General features: G+C 63.4%; 18 protein-coding genes. 8 read left to right on the top strand and 10 right to left on the bottom strand.

Going from position 1 to position 18,169, the window contains the following annotated elements:
• Nucleotides 1–1,070 (bottom strand): Ig-like domain-containing protein (locus K289_RS46005; RefSeq protein ID WP_035686726.1); only part of this gene is annotated, 1,070 nt, incomplete at its 3' end.
• 708 nt (nt 1,071–1,778) lie between these two features.
• Here K289_RS46005 and K289_RS47980 point away from each other — a divergent pair.
• Together K289_RS47980 and K289_RS51850 are read left to right on the top strand one after the other, a co-directional pair.
• Nucleotides 1,779–2,870: a helix-turn-helix domain-containing protein gene (locus K289_RS47980; RefSeq protein WP_027555442.1), complete on the top strand. Its 1,092-nt coding sequence runs from the start codon at nt 1,779–1,781 to the stop codon at nt 2,868–2,870.
• 150 nt (nt 2,871–3,020) lie between these two features.
• Nucleotides 3,021–3,347, top strand: coding sequence for a hypothetical protein (locus tag K289_RS51850; RefSeq protein ID WP_245284063.1), 327 nt, complete (start codon nt 3,021–3,023; stop codon nt 3,345–3,347).
• 52 nt (nt 3,348–3,399) lie between these two features.
• On the opposite strand, the gene K289_RS0133400 is transcribed toward K289_RS51850, so the two are convergent.
• Nucleotides 3,400–3,657 carry a hypothetical protein gene (locus tag K289_RS0133400; RefSeq protein WP_027555440.1) on the bottom strand — a complete coding sequence of 86 codons (258 nt, stop codon included), beginning with the start codon at nt 3,655–3,657 and terminating at the stop codon, nt 3,400–3,402.
• A gap of 213 nt (nt 3,658–3,870) precedes the next feature.
• On the opposite strand from K289_RS0133400, the gene K289_RS0133395 reads away from it, so the two are divergent.
• Nucleotides 3,871–4,185 carry a hypothetical protein gene (locus tag K289_RS0133395; RefSeq protein WP_027555439.1) on the top strand — a complete coding sequence of 105 codons (315 nt, stop codon included), beginning with the start codon at nt 3,871–3,873 and terminating at the stop codon, nt 4,183–4,185.
• 63 nt (nt 4,186–4,248) lie between these two features.
• Here K289_RS0133395 and K289_RS45995 read toward each other — a convergent pair whose 3' ends face one another.
• Nucleotides 4,249–5,241 (bottom strand): AraC family transcriptional regulator, encoded by a 993-nt coding sequence (locus tag K289_RS45995; protein WP_051311059.1) that lies wholly within the window; start codon nt 5,239–5,241, stop codon nt 4,249–4,251.
• Nucleotides 5,242–5,363: 122 nt separating this feature from the next.
• Here K289_RS45995 and K289_RS0133385 point away from each other — a divergent pair, with 122 nt between their 5' ends.
• Entirely contained in the window at nt 5,364–5,900 is a 537-nt protein-coding gene (locus K289_RS0133385; protein WP_027555438.1) for a carboxymuconolactone decarboxylase family protein, read from the top strand.
• Nucleotides 5,901–5,941: 41 nt separating this feature from the next.
• A complete protein-coding gene (locus K289_RS0133380; protein WP_027555437.1) occupies nt 5,942–6,448 on the top strand; it encodes a YkgB family protein in 507 nt (168 codons plus the stop codon).
• An 86-nt stretch (nt 6,449–6,534) separates the two neighbouring features.
• Here K289_RS0133380 and K289_RS0133375 read toward each other — a convergent pair whose 3' ends face one another.
• Nucleotides 6,535–7,986: an MFS transporter gene (locus K289_RS0133375; protein WP_027555436.1), complete on the bottom strand. Its 1,452-nt coding sequence runs from the start codon at nt 7,984–7,986 to the stop codon at nt 6,535–6,537.
• A gap of 116 nt (nt 7,987–8,102) precedes the next feature.
• On the opposite strand from K289_RS0133375, the gene K289_RS0133370 reads away from it, so the two are divergent.
• Complete coding sequence (locus K289_RS0133370; protein WP_027555435.1) at nt 8,103–8,921, top strand: helix-turn-helix transcriptional regulator; 819 nt, start codon at nt 8,103–8,105, stop codon at nt 8,919–8,921.
• 11 nt (nt 8,922–8,932) lie between these two features.
• On the opposite strand, the gene mdlC is transcribed toward K289_RS0133370, so the two are convergent.
• From mdlC to K289_RS0133340, 6 genes are all read right to left on the bottom strand, one after another.
• A complete protein-coding gene (mdlC, locus tag K289_RS0133365) occupies nt 8,933–10,540 on the bottom strand; it encodes a benzoylformate decarboxylase (protein ID WP_084788816.1) in 1,608 nt (535 codons plus the stop codon).
• Nucleotides 10,541–10,580: 40 nt separating this feature from the next.
• A complete protein-coding gene (locus tag K289_RS0133360; protein ID WP_027555433.1) occupies nt 10,581–12,029 on the bottom strand; it encodes an aldehyde dehydrogenase in 1,449 nt (482 codons plus the stop codon).
• A 28-nt stretch (nt 12,030–12,057) separates the two neighbouring features.
• Nucleotides 12,058–13,383 (bottom strand): MFS transporter, encoded by a 1,326-nt coding sequence (locus K289_RS0133355; RefSeq protein ID WP_027555432.1) that lies wholly within the window; start codon nt 13,381–13,383, stop codon nt 12,058–12,060.
• 79 nt (nt 13,384–13,462) lie between these two features.
• Nucleotides 13,463–15,172, bottom strand: a complete 1,710-nt coding sequence (locus K289_RS0133350) for an FAD-dependent oxidoreductase (protein WP_027555431.1) — start codon at nt 15,170–15,172, stop codon at nt 13,463–13,465.
• 46 nt (nt 15,173–15,218) lie between these two features.
• A complete protein-coding gene (locus K289_RS0133345; RefSeq protein ID WP_027555430.1) occupies nt 15,219–15,686 on the bottom strand; it encodes a MarR family winged helix-turn-helix transcriptional regulator in 468 nt (155 codons plus the stop codon).
• Between the two features lie 49 nt (nt 15,687–15,735).
• Nucleotides 15,736–16,659, bottom strand: a complete 924-nt coding sequence (locus K289_RS0133340) for a LysR family transcriptional regulator (protein WP_027555429.1) — start codon at nt 16,657–16,659, stop codon at nt 15,736–15,738.
• A 108-nt stretch (nt 16,660–16,767) separates the two neighbouring features.
• On the opposite strand from K289_RS0133340, the gene K289_RS0133335 reads away from it, so the two are divergent.
• Both K289_RS0133335 and K289_RS0133330 read left to right on the top strand, forming a co-directional pair.
• Entirely contained in the window at nt 16,768–17,091 is a 324-nt protein-coding gene (locus K289_RS0133335; RefSeq protein WP_027555428.1) for a Dabb family protein, read from the top strand.
• The gene (locus K289_RS0133330; RefSeq protein ID WP_027555427.1) at nt 17,088–18,167 is read left to right on the top strand and encodes a maleylacetate reductase; all 1,080 of its coding nucleotides are present in this window, start codon (nt 17,088–17,090) and stop codon (nt 18,165–18,167) included. Before K289_RS0133335 ends, K289_RS0133330 begins: the two co-directional genes overlap by 4 nt.
• Nucleotides 18,168–18,169: the final 2 nt, after the last annotated feature.

Genomic DNA, 18,169 nt, shown 5'->3' with positions numbered 1-18,169 from the left:
CCCATCGAACCGATGTCAGCAACGGCGATCGGAACATCATCGACACCGTTAACGGTCACGATCTCAACCGCATTTGCCGTTCCGCCGTGTCCGTCCGAGATGGTGTAGTTGATCGTGACCTGTACAGACTCGCCTGCGGCGAGATATTGATACGCACTTGTCGGGTCGTAGGTAATCGTATGACCGCTGTCCGTGATCGTTGCGGTTCCGTGGCCGGGCGCGATTGAAACGGTGGTGATGCTCAGTGCATCGCCATCGGAGTCGGTGTCATTCGCAAGCGGATTCAAAACGACCGAGTGATCTTCGTCCGTCGTGCCCGTATCACTCACCGCAACGGGCGCATGATTGATCCCGAGGAAGTCGTTCGCCCCAACTGTGCCGGTGACTTTGATGGCAAGATCAGCCGTGCTATCCCCATTGGTATCGGCATAGACAAAGCCGTTGGAAGTCCAGATCTTGTAGCGGCCACCCGTCCCACTATCGTCCCAGGTTAGCTTGTCAGGATGACCGGAGCCGGTGATGTCGTTGAAGCCGGTAAAGTCCAGCTTGTCGCCTTCGCTGTGGTTGAAGTCCTTGATCCAATCGCCGGTATTTGGGTTCCAGGAGCCATTCGCATTGGCGGTGGAATCGGTCGTGAGGAGATAGATGAACTTGTCCCCGCCCTTGCCGCCGGTCAGCACGTCAGCCCCTAGCCCGCCCGTCAGGCTGTCGGCGCCATTGTCGCCAAACAGCGTGTCATTACCGTCATCGCCCCAGATCTTGTCATCGCCATTGCCGCCTTGAATCTGATCGTCGCCGCCGCCGCCATGCAGCTGATCGGCGCCGTTATCGCTGGTGCTGCTGTTTCCATTGCTGTCGCCCCAGATGGTTTCGTTGCGCGAAGAGCCCCAAACAATGTCGTCGCCATTTCCACCAACAATGGTGTAGGTGTAGCCCTTCGTCGGATCATCCGCCCCTTGGAATAGGATGTCAGCGGTGATGACATCGGCGCCGTTGCCACCATCGATCTCCAGGCCGCTCAATGTGGTCTTCAACGCAATTGCCGAGCCATTCGTTGTCTTGGCCGCCATAGTGATGCTCCTGTCCTCCAGCGTGTCCTACGCTGCCCTGTAAAACTTCTGCCGCAGGCGGAGGTTTTCCGCTCCGTCACCACAGCAGTGATGTCGCAAGTCTTCTCGGCCCGACGTCGGGCGCTATTCTCGATTTTCGTGTCCTGGATGTTGGCCGGAAAGAATCGTGATGCGAATGCTCACCGGCCTGCGTGTCTCAATGATTTTTGGAAAGGAGCGGCAAATGACTGCGGTCTTATTTTGCAGACGCTAGCTCGCCGCCAAATCTCTCAATGAGCCGAGCAAACTTTGAAATGTCCTGCCCCCCAGGCCCTCCTCCGAAAAAAATTGTGCGGTCACGGACCGCGTGAAATAACTTCGCGACTCGAAGGTGCGGCGCTCAAATCGGGCGTCGAAATAAAGTCGTCTCGCAAAAAACGCCCCAGCCCCACAGCCATCGCTTTAACCAAAAATTAGGCAAAGGCTATCGCGCGCATTTGCATTAAGGCAATAGTGTGACTCGATTTTGTTCGCTCAAAACGATGCGGCTCGCTCAAGTTGCAGCGGCTTTTCGCAAGGTAGCGGTACTAATTTCCTGATTACGTAGCATTCCAATACCATCGTGCTTCGAACCCGACGAAAGAACAATGGCCGCCTCCGCGTCAGCGCGACTCACGCAGTGCGCGCGCGTGCCGGCCGCCGTGCAGATCCCGGAGGTTGCGCCTTCGCATGATCAAGCCAGAGTACCTCGGCTCGATGCCGCGTCTGTTGCTGGATGGTATTCCGATCGGCGCCGTGCTGTTCGATGCCGCGTCGGGCCGGATTGCGTTTGCGAACAATGCTGCGCGGAAGGCTCTGCAGTACGATGCGAACGAAATGCTCCAGCTTACGCTGCACAATCTTGTCCACCCCGCGTACCGCGACGCGTGGTTTGCCAATTTGAGCCGGCTGGTGAATCGCACGACCGATGCAAGCCGCTTCGAAGCTCTTTACCTGGCAAAGGACGGCCGCTTCGTACGGATGAAAACCGTGCAGTCCGGCATCACGAGCAATGACGGCCCACTCAAGTGGATCAGTTGTCTGCTGGAGGAAGCGCCAACGGCGCCGAACGAGGCCGCCGCGGATCTGGCCGGCGTCACGATCTGGCGGCGGAGCGTGCCAGGACGCCCCGGTGGAACGGGCGCCTATCGCGTGCTCGCGGGACCGTCGCCGGCATCCTCGGAGGCCACAATCGATACGTTGACCGAAGCCGTTCATCCCGACGATCTCGATCAGGTGCAAGGACTGCTCCGCCGCGGGCTCAGCGGGGCGGCGGGCATGCTGGCTTATCGAGAGCTCGACGGTGATGGCGATGTGCGCTGGGTCCGACAGGCGGTGAACCCGGTGAGCGACGGCAATGGACAGGTGACACACCTGATCGGGATAGGTGTCGACATCACGGAGCGACGAGAGCGCAATGAGGTATCCGAGAACATGCTGCGCTTCATCCAGCATCTGCAAACCCAATGGGACAAGCCGCTTGTCATCGCCGAGATTGCCCGCGAGCACGGCGTCAGCTTGCGCGGTGTACAGAAGCACTTTGCGTTGCGGGGGACTTCGATCGCCGATTTCCTGAAGCGCATCCGCCTGGTGCACGCCTACGACATGCTGGCGGAGGCCGGCTCCCGAACAACCGTCACCAAGGTCTGCGCGAAATGCGGCTTCGGCAATCTCGGCCATTTTGCCCGCGACTACCGCAGCGAGTTCGGCGAACTGCCCTCCGATACCCTGTTGCGGGGCAGGATGCGCCGCCCGGCCCTGTCGCAGGACGGCAACAGATGAGAAGCCTCCGGCCGTCGCGGCAACGCCGCGGTTTGACGGTGTTGGCGATTTTTGCTCTCTTAGTCCTGTGATTTGAAAATTTCTTTGGGGGCGGCAATGCGTAATTTCATGGCCAAGTGTCTGACGGCGGCTGTTCTTTTCGGAGCCGGAGTGGCGGGCAGTCCTGGGGCAGCCAACGCGGCCGATATGGCCTTGAAGGCTTCTCCGAGCGGGATCGGCAGTTGCTCGGAGCTCGTCTTCACCTGCGAGAACGGCAGGCAATACCCGCTGTGCCCGATCGCAGTGTCAATCGACGGCGACGTCGTGACGGCATCGCTGCATTCCGGCCGCTCCGGCGGCGTGCATGTACGCCTGGTCCCGATGGGGGTCGGATATCGCTACGCCGGTCCCGGCGTCTGGGTGGACGGCTTCGGCGGCAATGCCCTGCTCAATTTCGGCAAGCACAGCCAGATCGCCTGCACGATCGAGAACTACTGATTGACGTGTGCCTGAGCGGCGCCCTCGCAAGGCGTCGCGGTTCAGCCGCTCGCTAACCTTTGGTGCGAACGACGAGCGCCCTCGCGCGAGGGTACATGAAGGCCTTGGGCTGGACGTACACCGGACAATAATTGTCCCACTGATATTGCTGCCAATTCCACTTCCAGCAACCGGTCGCGATCTCGGGGTCGGGATACCAGTTCAGCCGGTACGGCTCATCGCCGAAGGGATAAGGACCGCCCTGGGCGCTGGCGGACGATGCACACATGCAGACGGCGGCAGCAATCGCGACAAGGCATGACTTATACATGATTTTCTCCGAATATGCCGGCATAGTGCCAAATCGATACATTCTTATCAAGCTTGGAAACGCGAGTCGCATTAGCGATCGCGTCCGCCACAGCGCCGGCTCTCAAGACATTGCTCGGACCGGGAGCCCACCGTAGTTGCTGCCGGCCTCGGCACCAATTGCGGCCGCTCAGATGATTGCAATCGAAGTCATTCCCCACACAAGTCTCGTTTCATGAAACAAACCATTTCCCTCAATGCCAAGCTTCGGTGGCCGGACGTCAAGGACCATTACGTCGTCATCTATGAAGGGCATGTGATCGGCAACGTGCATCGTTCCGGAGACAGCTGGTCCTGGTCGATAAGCGTCCCGATGGCCTTGCCTGATTGGTCGACCGGACATGCTCCCACTCTACACGACGGCATCAAGGCACTCGGCGGTGCCTGGACCAAAATACTGAACGCAACGAGCCCCGAGCGCCTGCAGCGGGCATGGGATCTCGAGAAAGCTGCCGAAGCTCGGAGCAAGGATTCCGGCTCCGACAAATAATGTCGGGTTGCCGAGGGTGTACTGCGTAGACGCGACGCCACGCGTCCCGCTCAGTTGGAGTGCCTACGCCTTCTCATTGGTGGAGATCTCTTCGGGCCTTGCCAATTTCAAGTCGGCAAGCCCGGCTGGCTCCCGCGTCGTCTTTCGCCACTGCGCCGGCGTGACGCCCATATGGCTCTTGAAGGCGCGCTGGAATGCTGCCTCGGATTGATATCCTACCGCTTCTCCAACAGCTCCAGTCGAGACCGACGATGTCCTCAATTGGTTCGCTGCGAGGCTCATGCGAATGTCCGTCAGGAGGTCGCTCGGCGAGCATCCAAGTTTCTCCTGGAATTGACGGGCAAGTGTCGCACGCGACATGTTGCAGAGACGCGCAAGCGCGGGCAGCGTCCATGCGCGTGCCGGCGCGCTGAACAAGGCGGCGACCGCGGGCGCAAGGCGCGAATGGCCTGCAAGTGCAAGGAGCCCCCGTGGCGCCGCATCGGTCTCGCTGGCGAGCCGCAGCACGAGTGCGAACATCGCCGTCGTTAGTGCGTTCAGCATCGCGCGGCCACCCAATTGGTCGTCCGCCGTCTCGCCGCGCATCAGGGCAACGAGGCCCGCGAGTTGCCCCGCAGTGCCCCGCTGTCCGGCGTGAGCGCCGGCATTCACGATGAGGACAGGCGGCAGATAATTGCGCAGCAACCGGTCGTGCGGCGGAGCGATCGCGAAGTGTCCGCACAACAGATCGAGCCGCTCGTCCGCGCCGGGATTTTCGCTGATCGTGAAATTGAGAGCCGCACGGTTGCGGGCCTTGAGCGGCACGGCTCCGCTGCCGTCATGCATGACGTGCCGTGGATTGCCGGGAAGCAGGAGGATGTCGCCAGTCTTCAGTAGCAGCGGCCGGCCTCCCGCTGGATTCTCCAGAATCGCCGAGCCGGCAAGCACCGCATGGTACGGGATTTCGTTCGCCTCGCCCGGCCCCTGCTCGATCCGCCAGGGCACGCCGTAGGCGCAGCGCAGGTCGAGACGACCGCGCACCGGCATCATCTCGAACAACCGGCTAAGCCAATCCATGGCGGCCTCCCGTAAATGAGATGATCGAGCATATAACAGCGCTTTCTCGGCATTAAAAGTCTCGAACCGAGACCCTACTGTCACTCCGCAATCGTTCACCACCCCAACCAAGGAGTGCCACCATGTCTCGTCTTTCTGTCCCGAACCTCGAAACAGATGCCGGTCCGTCCGGTCAGGTCTATGCCCAGATCAAGAAGGCCATCGGCAACGTGCCGAACACGTTCGCGGCCATCGCCGCCCATGGTCCCGCTGCGCTCAAGGCCGTGCTTGCTGCCGATGCGGTGCTTGCCTCCGGAAGCCTGAGCAAGTCCGACAAGGAGATCATCAAGCTCGTCATCAGCGAAGTCGCCGGCTGTGACTATTGTGTCGCCGCCCATAGCCATCTCGGAAAGCTCGCCGGCGTGAAGCCGGAGGTGCTCAAGCAGATCCGCGACGGCCAGCCCACCGGCGATGCCAGGCGCGATGCGCTGGTCGGCTTCGTTCGCAAGCTCGCGCGATCGAGCGGCACCGTCAGCGACGAAGACTTCGCCGCGATAACGGCCGCCGGTTACAGCGACGCGCAGCTCGTGGAGATCAGCCTCGCCTTCGCGACCACGGTCTTCACCAACGTCTTCAACCGCATCAACGACACCGAGATCGACTTCCCGGCCGTCGCGTAACGCGACCGCGCCGCATCGATCATCTCAAAGGGATCACGACCATGACTACACTTGCCAATACGGCTCAAAACCCTCTCGTCCGCGTGCTGGAGAGATCAGGCCTGCTCGCCGAGGATCTCGACTATCATGCCGTCCGCGCCTCGATGGTGATCATGTTCTTCTTCTTCGGTTACCAGAAGTGGTTTCCGTACGAATTCGAACGACTGGTCCCGTTCATCAGCAACGGTCCGCTGATCTGGTGGCTCTATCCTGTGTTCGGCCATGCCGGCGCGAGCTACTTCCTCGGCGTCTCGGAATGGACGTTCGGCTCGCTGTTGCTTGCGGGCTTCTGGGACAAGCGTCTTGGCGTTCTCGGCGCCCTCGGCTCGACCGGCACCTTCATCGCGACGGTCACCATCATTCCCTTCATGCCGGAAGGCTGGGACATCGCGGCGGGAGGCTTCCCCGCGATGACCGGAAACGTGCCCTTCCTGATGAAGGACGTCGTGCTGCTCGCAGTCTCCTTCTACCTCCTGCGACAGGACCTGGTTCGCCTGACGCGGCAATAGGGTGGTACTCCTGCTGACGGCGATGCGTCGCCGGCGAGCTTTCCAGCTCGCCGGCGATTGCGGGTCTGGCCGGCCTCCTCGTCGCGTCAGACACGCTCCCTGCGCTCCAACGGTAGGGCAAACAGCAGGACAAGCATGACCAGACCCATCAGCGCGGCGTAGGCGCTGGCCGCTGCGAAGGCGCTGCCATAGGCTTCCACCTCGGCCGCCCCTCCCCCGCGGGCATGGACAAGCACGGCGGCAAACAAGCTGCCGACCAGAGCGACGCCGAAGGCACCCCCCACTTGCTGCGTGGTACTGAGCATGCCCGAGGCCGATCCGATGTCGCGATGAGGAATGCCGCCGGGAATGGTATTGAAAAGCGGCGTCACCAACAGGCCTTGGCCAAATCCGACGAGCAGCAGACTCGGGATAAGCGCTTCGGCCTGCATGGGCGCCCCGAAAAACGCCGTGCCGGCCGCCGCGCCGTTGCCGATCGCTTTAATCGTAGAGCCGACCGCGAGTACATTCCATCGGTGCTCGACTGCTGCTCGCCCGGCGATTGTCGAGCCAATCATGAATGCAACGGGTACTGCGGAAAGAATGATGCCGGCGGCCAGTGGCGATCGACCAAGCCCAACCTGCACCAGGAACGCGTAGGCGAGAAAGAAGGAGCTATGAGTAGAATAGTAGACCAGCACCAACACAACGCCAATCGTGAAGGATCGATTGCCGAACAGACCCATCTGCAACAACGGCGATTCGTCTCGACTGGATTTGCCATATTGATGCCAAGCAAACCCGGCCAGGACCGGGACGGCAGCGCAAAGCATTGCCACCGACCAGACCGGCCATCCCGCCTCCCGTCCTTCCACTAACGGATAGAGCAACAGTCCGAGGCCAATAGCACTTAAGGCAACCCCCGTGACATCGAGCCGTTGACCGGCCGACACTGTGTCCATCGGGATCAGGCGTAGCGCCGCTCGGATCGCCAGCCAACCGATCGGGATGTTCACCAGGAAGATCGTTCGCCAGCCCAGACCCCACAGATCAATACTGACCAGCATGCCACCCAGCACCTGGCCTGTGACCGCGGCCAGTCCCAATACAATCCCAAGCGCCGCAAAGGCTTTGGTACGTATTGCGCTCTCTGCGAAGGTCATGTGGATCAGCGCGAGCGCCTGCGGGAATAGGACGGCCGCGGTGAGACCTTGCAGCAATCGAGCCAAGATCAGTGTCGTCGCGGTTGGCGAGAGGCCGCACAGTGCCGACGCAACGGTAAAGCCAGCCAGCCCAAGGATAAACATTCTCCGGCGACCGCACAGGTCGCCCAGCCGGCCGCCAGTAATCAGCATCACCGCATAGGCCAAGCCGTAGCCAGCGATCACCAGTTCGGCTTGTCCAAAGCTCGCCCCAAGCTGGCGCCGGATATCTGGGATGGCGACATTCACAATCATCATGTCCATCACGGTCATGAACGGGCCGACCAGCACCACGGACAGAGTAAGCCATGGCCGCGACTGGTTTGCATGGGTGACGGAGGTGGTGAGGTCGTCCATCTGAAGCTCCGGCAGGTGACGATATTTTGGCTGTCCCTGTCGGAGAGTGAAGCAATTCGCTATAGTGAAAAATGTAAGTCGTTATCCTATTAGTTCGAACAACAGCGTGATGGACCGTGACAAATCTACAGCGCACCGACGACCGCCGAGCACTGTCCGATTTCGTGCGTGATCGGCGCTCCCGCATTGCGCCTGAACAAGTTGGACTGGCGGGAGGACCTCGTCGTCGTGCACCAGGGCTGCGGCGTGAGGAGGTTGCCCATCTCGCCGGGGTCGGCGTCACGTGGTACACTTGGTTCGAGCAAGGCCGCGCTATTCAGGTCTCCGCCGATTTTCTTGAGCGGATATGTCGAGCGCTGCGTCTTGACACTGCGGAACGCGCACACCTCTACGCCTTGGCGCAGCACCGGCCGCCACTCGCGGCCACGCCGAACGTCCCAACCGTCTCGCCGGTCCTGCAAACCTTTCTCGATAGCTTGCCCAACCCAGCCTACCTCAAGACGCCGCGGTGGGATGTGGTGGCTTGGAACTCGGCCGCGGTCGCGCTGTTCGGCGACTATGCCCTGATGCCTCCGAATGAACGCAACAGTCTTTGGCTGACGTTCGTCGACCCCCGTTACCGTCAGATGAGGCCAGACTGGGAACAGGGAGCCCGCCAGGCTCTGGCCAAGTTTCGCCTCGACCACAGCCAGGCCAACGGCGATCCCGCCTTCGATGCACTTGTTGAGGCGCTAAGGGCGGCCAGCGTCGAATTCCGACATTGGTGGCCGCGGCAAGACGTGACAGAGCGAAGCGAAGGAATTAAGCGCTTCAGGCACGAGACTTGGGGAGAAGTCGAGTTCGCCTACACCACGTTCCTGGTCGAGGGAGCATCGGAGCTGCGCCTGGTCACCTTTACGCCGCCGGACGGCGCCTGCAGGGCGCCGCGGCTCTAGCACGCCAAGGACTAGCGCGAATGGCTGAACAGGTCCGTCGTGGCGTCGTCGACTGCGATATCAACCAGCGCGGGGCCGCTTGACGCCAGAGCCTCGGCAAGAACGCGATCGAGCTCGCCGACATCGGTCACGCGCTTGCCCGGACAGCCAAGACCCTTGGCAAGCGCCACGAAGTCGAGCCCGGGCAGATCAATCCCGGGCGGGCGATGCGCCTGCATGAGTTGGCTGAAGGCGCGCATCGCGCCATAGCCGGAATTGTTCATGATCACGAACGTAATCGGCAGCTTGCGTTGTGCCGCGGTCCAGATCGCCTGGACACAGTACATCGCCGATCCGTCACCGATCAGCCCCACGATACGTCGGCCCGGCCGTGCCAGCGCCACGCCGACGGAGGCCGGCAGGCTGTAACCAAGCCCGCCGCTCGCCATGGTGTAGAAGCTGTCCGCGCCCGGCCGCGGCAGGAATTGCTGAATGGCGGGACGATGCGACGGCGCCTCCTCGACCACGATCGCATCGCGCGGCATCAGCTCCGAGAGCCGGCTCAGCGCATAGGCCGGAGGGATCGGATTTTTCGCGGCGGGAATTGCGGGCTGAGGGCGCGCAGCCGGCGCATCGCGCTTCGCGACGTCAGGCAGCGCCGCCAGCAGTGCAGGAAGCGCCTTCGGCAGCGTGCTGATGATGGTGTCGCCGGCAGCAGCGGACGCTGCCTCGGTCGGATCGTCGGTGATCTGCCAGACCGGCGTTCCGCCGTCGAGCAGTTCACATTGTCCCTCGACGTGGAAGGTGAACACGGGCGCCCCGACCACGACGATCAGATCGGCGCCGTGCAAGGCGCGGGCGAGCCCACCTGGCGCGGCCGGAAGGAAGCCCGCGAATTGCGGATGCAATTCCGGAAAGCTCGACCGGCTCGACATCGGGCTTGCAAACACTGCCACCCTCGCCCGCTCGGCCACCGCGACCATCGCATCGACGCAGCCGTTGCGATCAATTTCGGGCCCGACCACGAATGCGGGTCTTTTGGCTGCCGTAATCGCCGCGCCGAGCCGAACGATCGCCGCCGGATCCGGCGCAAACTCCGTCGCGATGTTGCGGACCGGCGGAGCGACCGCAGGCCGCGCCCAATCATCCGAAGGCACCGACACGAATGTCGGGCCGCGCGGATGCTGCATGGCCGTTAAGAAGGCCTGCGCAATGGCCGCGGGGACGTCCTCGGCGCGCGCAGGTTCCGAACTCCATTTCACATACGGTTTTGGAAACTGTTCGGCGTCCTCCGCGAAGAGATAAGGCCGCATCCGCAGCAGGCTGCGCGCCTGCTGCCCGGCCGTCACCACCATCGGCGTCTTGTTGCGAAACGCGGTGAAGAGATTACCGAGCGCATGGCCGAGCCCGGCCGCCGAATGCAGGTTGACGAAGGCCGGACGTCCTGTGGCCTGCGCATAACCATCGGCCATGCCGACGACACAAGCTTCCTGCAGGCCAAGCACGTAGTCGATGTCATCCGGCCAATCGCCGAGAAAGGCAAGCTCGGTCGAGCCTGGATTGCCGAAGACGCGGTCGACGCCGAAGGAACGAAGCACACCGAGGGTCGCTTCCCGAACCGTCAAGACTTTCGAATTCATGGACTGATTTCCTGGCATGCTTCGCCGTGTCGTGGCGCGATCAGAAGGGGTAGTGCTGGGGCTGCGTCTCGATCGTGATCCAGCGCAGATCGGTGAATTCGGCGATCCCGGCCTGGCCGCCGAAGCGGCCGTAGCCAGATCCCTTCATGCCGCCGAACGGCATCTGCGCCTCGTCATGCACGGTCGGTCCATTGACATGGCAAATGCCGCTTTCGATGCGCTGCGCGACCGTCAGCGCACGCGCGACATCCTTGCCGAACACCGCGGCCGAGAGACCGTACTCGGTGTCGTTGGCAAGACGCACCGCATCATCCACGCCACGCGCGCGGATCACCGAGACGACGGGGCCAAAACTCTCTTCGGTGTAAATGCGCATGCCGGGCACGACGCGATCGAGAACCGTTGCCGGAACGACCGTGCCGGCGCGCTCTCCGCCCGCGAGCTTGGCGGCGCCCTTGCCGATCGCGTCCTCGATCAGGGCAACGACATGCTTGGCCGGGGCCTCGTCGATCATCGAGCCGACGACGACCGGACCGGAGCGCGGGTCGCCCGCCGGAAGCGCGCCCGCCTTCTTGGCGAGCTTTTCGACAAAGCGATCGGCCACGCTCTCATCGACGATCACGCGCTCCGTCGACATGCAGACCTGGCCCTGGTTGATGAAGGCGCCGAACGCCACGGCTGCGACCGCGGCATCGAGGTCGGCATCATCGAGCACGACGAGCGGCGCCTTGCCACCGAGCTCGAGCAGGACCGGCTTGAGGTGGCGTCCGGCGAGTTCGGCGATGACGCGGCCGACGCGGGTCGAGCCGGTGAAGTTGATCCGCCTGACGGCGGGATTGGCGATGAGGCGCTCGACCACGGCCGGCGCATCCGCCGGCGCATTGGTCACGACATTCACGACACCCGGCGGGAAGCCGGCATCCCTGAACACGTCTCCGATCAGTCGGTGCGTTCCAGGACAGATCTCGGACGCCTTGAGCACCACCGTGTTGCCGCAGGCCAGCGGCGTCGCCACTGCGCGAACGCCGAGAATGATCGGGGCGTTCCAAGGCGCTATGCCAAGGCACACGCCGGCCGGCTGACGAACGGACATCGCGAGGCATCCCGGCTTGTCGGACGGGATCACCTCGCCGGCGACCTGCGTCGTCAGCGAGGCCGCCTCGCGCAGCATGCCGGTCGCGAGCTTCACGTTGAAGGCCGACCAGACCTCTGTGGTGCCGATCTCGGCCATCATGATCCGGATGAAGGCGTCGCGCTTGGCGTCGAGCGCATCGGCCGCCTTGAGCAGCAGACCGCGCCTCGCATTCGGGCCAAGTCCCGACCACTGCGCCAGCGCGGCGGAGGCCGCCGCCACTGCGGCATCGGCGTCCGACACTGTCGCGGCCGCCGCGCGGCTCGCGACCTCTTGTGACAGCGGATTGCGCCGCTCGAACACCTTGCCGCCGGAAGCGGCCTGATCCCGCCCGTTGATCAGAAGATTGACGTCCATGAGAACCTCCCTTGTGTTGGCGCTGGACCTAGCCGAGCAGCCGCGATTTGCTGGTTTCGCGCGCGAAACCGAGCGCGATCACCGCCGCGACCGCGAGGGCGAGGTAATATCCGGTGATGGCGTAGGTGGAGCCCGTCTGCGCAAACAGGCTGGTGGCGACGAGCGGCGCGATGCCACCGCCGAGCACCGTCCCGAGCTGCTTTCCGATCGACACGCCGGTGAAACGGATGCGGGTCGGAAACAGCTCCGGGAAATAGCTTCCTTCAGTGCCGAACATCAAAGGATGGATCACGCCCGCGGCCAGGATCACCGCAGCCGTCACCAGCATCGTGTCACGGCTTGCGACAGCACCGTAGAACGCAAACATCGAGAAGCTTGCGAGCATGACGCCGGCGAGGAACAGCCGTTTCCGTCCGATCCGGTCGGACCACGCGCCGATGAGCGGCATCGCAACGAGGCCCACGAGATTGGCGAACAGCACGGCCTGCGTGATCACGTCCTTCTGGACGCCGAGCTGGCGCGTTGCGAAGGAGATGGTGAAGATGGCGGTCAAATAGAAATAGGATGTTTGCGCCATCTCGGCAAAGAACACGATGAGGATCGGTCGCCAATGCCCCCTCACCGCCTCGACGGCAGGTACTGCTTCAGCCACCTCCGCCGCGCGGAACGTCGCGCTCTCCTCGATGCGCAGGCGCATGTAGACGCCGAGCGCGACCAGCACCGCGCTGATCAGGAACGGAACGCGCCAGCCCCATGACAGCAGCTCCGCCTCCGGCAGCCGCGAGATCGCGAGCGCGGCAAACGAGGCGAGCACCACGCCAACGGGCCCTGCGGCCTGGATCACGGCAGCAGAGAAGCCGCGCCGGTGACCGGGCGCCGTTTCGATCGCCATCAGGATCGCCGCGGTCGACTCGCCGCCGAGCGCAAAGCCCTGAAGGAAGCGCAGCAGAACGAGCGCGATCGTCGCGATCAGGCCCACGCTGGCGTAGGTCGGCAACAGCCCGATCGACATGGTCGCAAGTCCCATCGTGAGCAGCGTGCACAACAGGACGGATTTGCGACCGAGGCGATCGCCGAAATGTCCGAACACGATCCCGCCGAGCGGGCGCGCCAGGAATCCGACGGCAAACGTCGCGAAGACCGCGATGGTCGCCGTGAGCTGATCGAACTTCGGGAAGAACAGCTGATCGAACACCAGCGGCGCGATCAGGCCGTAGATGAAGAAATCGTACCATTCGATCGCGGTGCCGATCGTGCCGGCGATCAGAATGCGCCGGCGGCTGCTTGCGGTCTGCTCGCCGCCGGCAACAGTGGCCGCACGATCGCCGTAGCCCCCGAGTGTTCCTGTCGTCACTGTGTCCTCCTCCGGTGTCATTGTCGTTTTGTTGTTAGTGCCCACACGGCCGCAGGTCGGACGCGGCGGCGGGAATCGATCAGCTTGCCAGACGTGCGCCGCTGCTCGCACTATGCCCGAGCGCGCGGGCAAGAACGCGCCCGAGCGTCCCCGCCTGCGATGCGCTACCGCGCCAGGCCACGATCTGGTCGGGACGTATGAGAGCGAGGTCGGCCTCATAGAGATCGCGCAAGGATTTCGGCAGCGCGACGAGTTTCACCTCGACGCCAATCGTCCTGACGGCTTCAGCAAGCGGAGCGTGAGCGGACGCGACCTCGCCGAACTGGAGCAGTGTCCACTCGAACCCGAACAGGTCGTACAAGGACACGCCGTCCTCCAGCCACGCGTGAGGCGCGCGGCCGCCGGGACAGGCGCTGGGAACGTAGACATTTGCAGCGTCGGGCGGCGGCTGGCTGCCGTCGGAGACGATGATCGGCGAGGCGTCGTAGCGGCCACCGAAGGTGACGCCGGGAATGTTGAACTCGGCGCGGGCGTGCTGTTCGAGATAGATGCCGGCGGTTCGCCTCGCCTCGCGGCCGGCTTCCGTGGCGTCCTCGATCTCGGTCGCGGGCGCGAACAGACCGAGCGAGTCGGCGAAGCGGCGCGCGTAATCGGTGTTGCGGAGCGCGACCGGACGACGCTCGACCTCGTAGCTGTCGAGCAGCGCAGCCGGGCTCACGCCCTTGACGACGCTTGCGAGCTTCCAGCCGAGATTGACCGCATCCTCGATCGCGGTGTTGTAACCGAGGCCCCCCGTTGGCGTGAACAGATGCGCCGCGTCGCCGCCGAGGAAGACCCTGCCCCGCTGCATTCCATTCGCGACCAGCGCGTGACCCGCGGTCCAGGTCAGGAACGAGAGCACCTCGCATTCGATCGGCGCACCGCATGCGCGCTGGAACGCGGCCTTGGCCTCGTTGATCGTGATCGCGCTCTCGTCCTCGCCCGGCCGCAGCTGCGTGTGGAACGCGAATTCGTCGCGGCCATTCACGGACGCCATGAAGGCGCGGCGGTCACCGTTGAAGCAGTTGTACATCCACGCCTTGGCGTGCGGGATGCTCGCGTAGAAATCAGGCGAACGGAGATAGACGGCCAGCATCCGTCCGCCCATGAAATCGCGCTGCGTTCCGGTCTCGCCGCCATAGACGATCCCGAGCGATTGCCGGACCTGCGAACGCGGCCCGTCGGCGCCGACCATGTAGTCGGCTCGAACTTCAAAGCGGCGACCGTCATCGAGACACTCGATTTCGCCGACGATGCCCTCATCGCTTTCGACGTAGTTGATCAGACGATGGCCATAGTTGAGCTGGATTCCAGGAAGCCGTTCGGCATGCCGGCGCAGCACCGCCTCGACATATTTCTGCGAGACGCGGTGCGGCAGCTCGGCGGCGCTCCAGGAGCCGGACAAGCCCTTGATGAGCTCGCCCGCGCGTGACGATGACGGCAATTGAAACCGCGCCAGCTCATAGCCGGTGTAGCGGGTGAAGTACGCGACGTCGGTCGGATAGTCGGCGGGTAGGCCTTCCCGCCTGATCTCGTCGGCGAAACCCAGCCGCCGATAATGCTCCATCGAGCGCGCCTGCGTCGCATTGGCCTGCGGATTGAAGGCCGTGCCAGGCTTTTCATCGATGAGGATCGCGGACACGCCGCGGCGGCCGAGCTCGTTGGCCAGCATCAACCCGCATGGCCCCCCGCCCACGATGAGCACCGAGGCCGTCAGACGTGTCTCCAAGACGCTTCTCCCTACCAGCATTATCTTGCATGGTAAGGTAGCCTGACGATATCGTCAAGTAGCCTGACTAATTCACATCATCGAGCGTGTCGAACTTCGCGCCATAGACCGCCAACCCCTTCAGGATCGCGTCCATCGTGGCCTTGCCGAGGTCGGCGCGCATCTCCTGCTCGGCGACATCGACGGCATCGCGAAACGCGTCGAGCCATTTGAGCCCGGCCGGCGTAAATGTGACGATGCGGGCGCGCCGATCAGTCGGATCGGCAATGCGATCGACGAGGCCGAGCTCAGCGCATTGATCGACCAGCTCGCCCATCGCCTGCTTGCTCATGGATGCGCGGCGGGCGAGCTCCGTGAGCCTTGTCCCCTCCACATCGAGATTGCGGGTGAGGCTGACATGCGCGATGCGCGTTTCGTCGTGTCCCCTGTCGCTCATCAATTCGAGCACGCGACCTTCGAAGCGCCGCACTGCATTGTTGAGCAGGCGGCCAATGTTGGCATGTCGCCACGCGGTCCCGGATGTCCTTGCTTTCAATGGATGTGCGCCTTCTCGGAAGCAGTCAGAGCTCGAGCGTGTGTATCGCTCACTTCGTCGTGTCGATCCAGATCCCCGGCTCCGAATGCTCGCGGATGTAACTCACCAGGAAGTCCGAAAAGACCCTGATCTTGGCGGGCAGCCCGGCGCGGTTCTGATAGGCGATGTTCATGGTGAGCAGAGGCAGCTCCCACTCCATCAGCACCGGGACGAGACGGCCCGCCGCGATGTCGCTCTGCACGATGTAGAGCGGCTGGATGAGAATGCCGAGGCCTGCCAGCGCCGCGCCGCGGATGACCTGGCCGTCATTGCTGTCGAGCGTCGGCGTGATACGGACGGTCTGCGCGCCATTACCCTTCCGCAGACGCAGCGAATAGGGATCGTTGGCGAGGTTGTAGACGAGCATGTTGTGCCGCGCGAGATCGGCGGGCTGCTCCGGCTTGCCGCAGCTTGCGAGATATGACGGCGCGGCCGCCAGCACGCGGCGCATCTGGCCGATACGGCGGACGACGATGTTCGAATCCGGTTCGTGCTCGCGGGTCCGGATAGCCACATCGATACCCGCCTCGATGAAATCCGGATACCGGTTCGCGGTCGTGATCTGCAGATTGAGTTTTGGGTAACGCGCGCGAAACGCCGGCAGCATCGGGGCCAGATAGATCACAGCAAAGGAGAGCGAGCTCGTAACCCGCAACGTGCCCTGAGGCGACAAGGCACGATCGCTGACGATGTCCTCGGCTTCCGCCAATTCATTCAGAACCGGACCGCAACGCTCGAGCAGTTCCTGTCCCGCCTCCGTCAACCACAATCGGCGGGTGTTGCGCTCGATCAGCCGGACTGCAAGGCGCTCCTCCAGCGCACTGAGGTAGCGGCTGGCCGCCGCATTCGACATGCGCAGCGCCTCGGCAGCTTTGGACAGGCTGCCGAGCTCGGCCGTCTTGGAGAAGACCTCCAATTGCAGCAAGCGGTCCATTTTTTCACTTATAGAAAAAGAGACTTACAAATATTGGCCTTTATTTCCGCATCCTGCAAGCCAAAATGGCCTCAAGACAAGCAAGACAGCAGGCGAGGAAATCAGGAAATGTCGGGCCCGATCAGGCACATCGTGATGTGGCGGCTGCGTGGGGAGACCCCCGAGGAGCGCTCCGCCGCCCGACTCAAGGTCAAAACCCTGTTCGAGGGCCTCAAGGGCCGGATCGACGGCCTCACCCACATCGAGGTCGGCCTCGACGTCAGCGATGTCGATTATGCCTGCGACGTGGTCCTGTTTTCCGAATTCGCCAATCAGGCCGCGCTTGCTGCCTATGCCACCCATCCGGAACATCTGCGCGTGCGCGAGGCGCTGGGCGACTTGCGGACTGGACGCTTCCAGGTCGATTATCCCATCATAGAGACCGGCGCATGATCGGTTCGTTCACCTTTGATAACCTCCCCTGCCGCGTCGTGTTCGGCAGCGGCACGCTTGCTGCGGCCAAAGCCGAAGTCGAACGGCTCGGCGGCAAGCGCGCGCTGGTGCTGACGACGCCGCAGCAGGAGACACAAGGCAAGAGCTTGGGCACGGCGCTCGGCCCGCTCTACGCAGGACTATTCCCCGGCGCCACCATGCATACGCCGGTCGAGGTCACCGTGCAGGCGCTCGCGGCGATGAAGGCGTGCGATGCCGACTGCGTCGTGTCGCTCGGCGGCGGATCGACCACCGGTCTTGGCAAGGCACTGGCCTTGCGCACCGGCGTCAACCAGCTCTGCATTCCCACCACCTATGCCGGCTCGGAGATGACGCCGATTGTCGGCCAGACCGAGAACGGCCTGAAGACCACGGTGCGCGACGCCGCCGTGCTGCCGGAGACCGTGATCTACGATGTCGATCTCACCCTGACGCTGCCGGCGAGCCTGGCCGCGACCTCCGGCATCAATGCGATCGCGCATGCGGTGGAAGCGCTTTACGCCCGCGACACCAATCCCGTCACGTCGCTGATGGCGGAGGAAGGCATTCGCGCATTGGCCCGCGCCCTGCCTGCCATTGCCGCGAAAAGCGATGACCACGAGGCCCGCACCGAGGCACTCTATGGCGCCTGGCTGTGCGGTGTTTGTCTGGGCACCGTCGGCATGGCGTTGCATCACAAACTCTGCCATACGCTCGGCGGCACCTTCGATCTGCCGCACGCCGAGACCCACACCATCGTGCTGCCGCATGCGCTGGCCTTCAACGCGCCCGCCGTGCCCGATGCGATGGCGCGCATCTCGCGCGCGATCGGCGCTGCCGATGCATCGCGGGGTCTGTACGATCTTGCGAAGCGGCTGAATGCAAAGCTTGCGCTGCGCGACGTCGGCATGCCCGAGAGCGGCATCGACAAGGCGGCCGATCTCGCCGTCACCAACGCCTACTGGAATCCGCGCCCGCTCGAGCGCAACGCCATCCGCGACCTGATCGCGCGCGCCTGGGCCGGAGAGCCGCCGGGCCCGGCCAAGGCGGCGGCTTGATC

It is taken from the genome of Bradyrhizobium sp. Cp5.3, assembly GCF_000426265.1.
Taxonomy (GTDB): Bacteria; Pseudomonadota; Alphaproteobacteria; order Rhizobiales; family Xanthobacteraceae; genus Bradyrhizobium; species Bradyrhizobium neotropicale.
The sequence above is the reverse complement of the archived record's forward strand: the minus strand, read 5'-3'. Positions and strand labels throughout refer to the sequence as shown.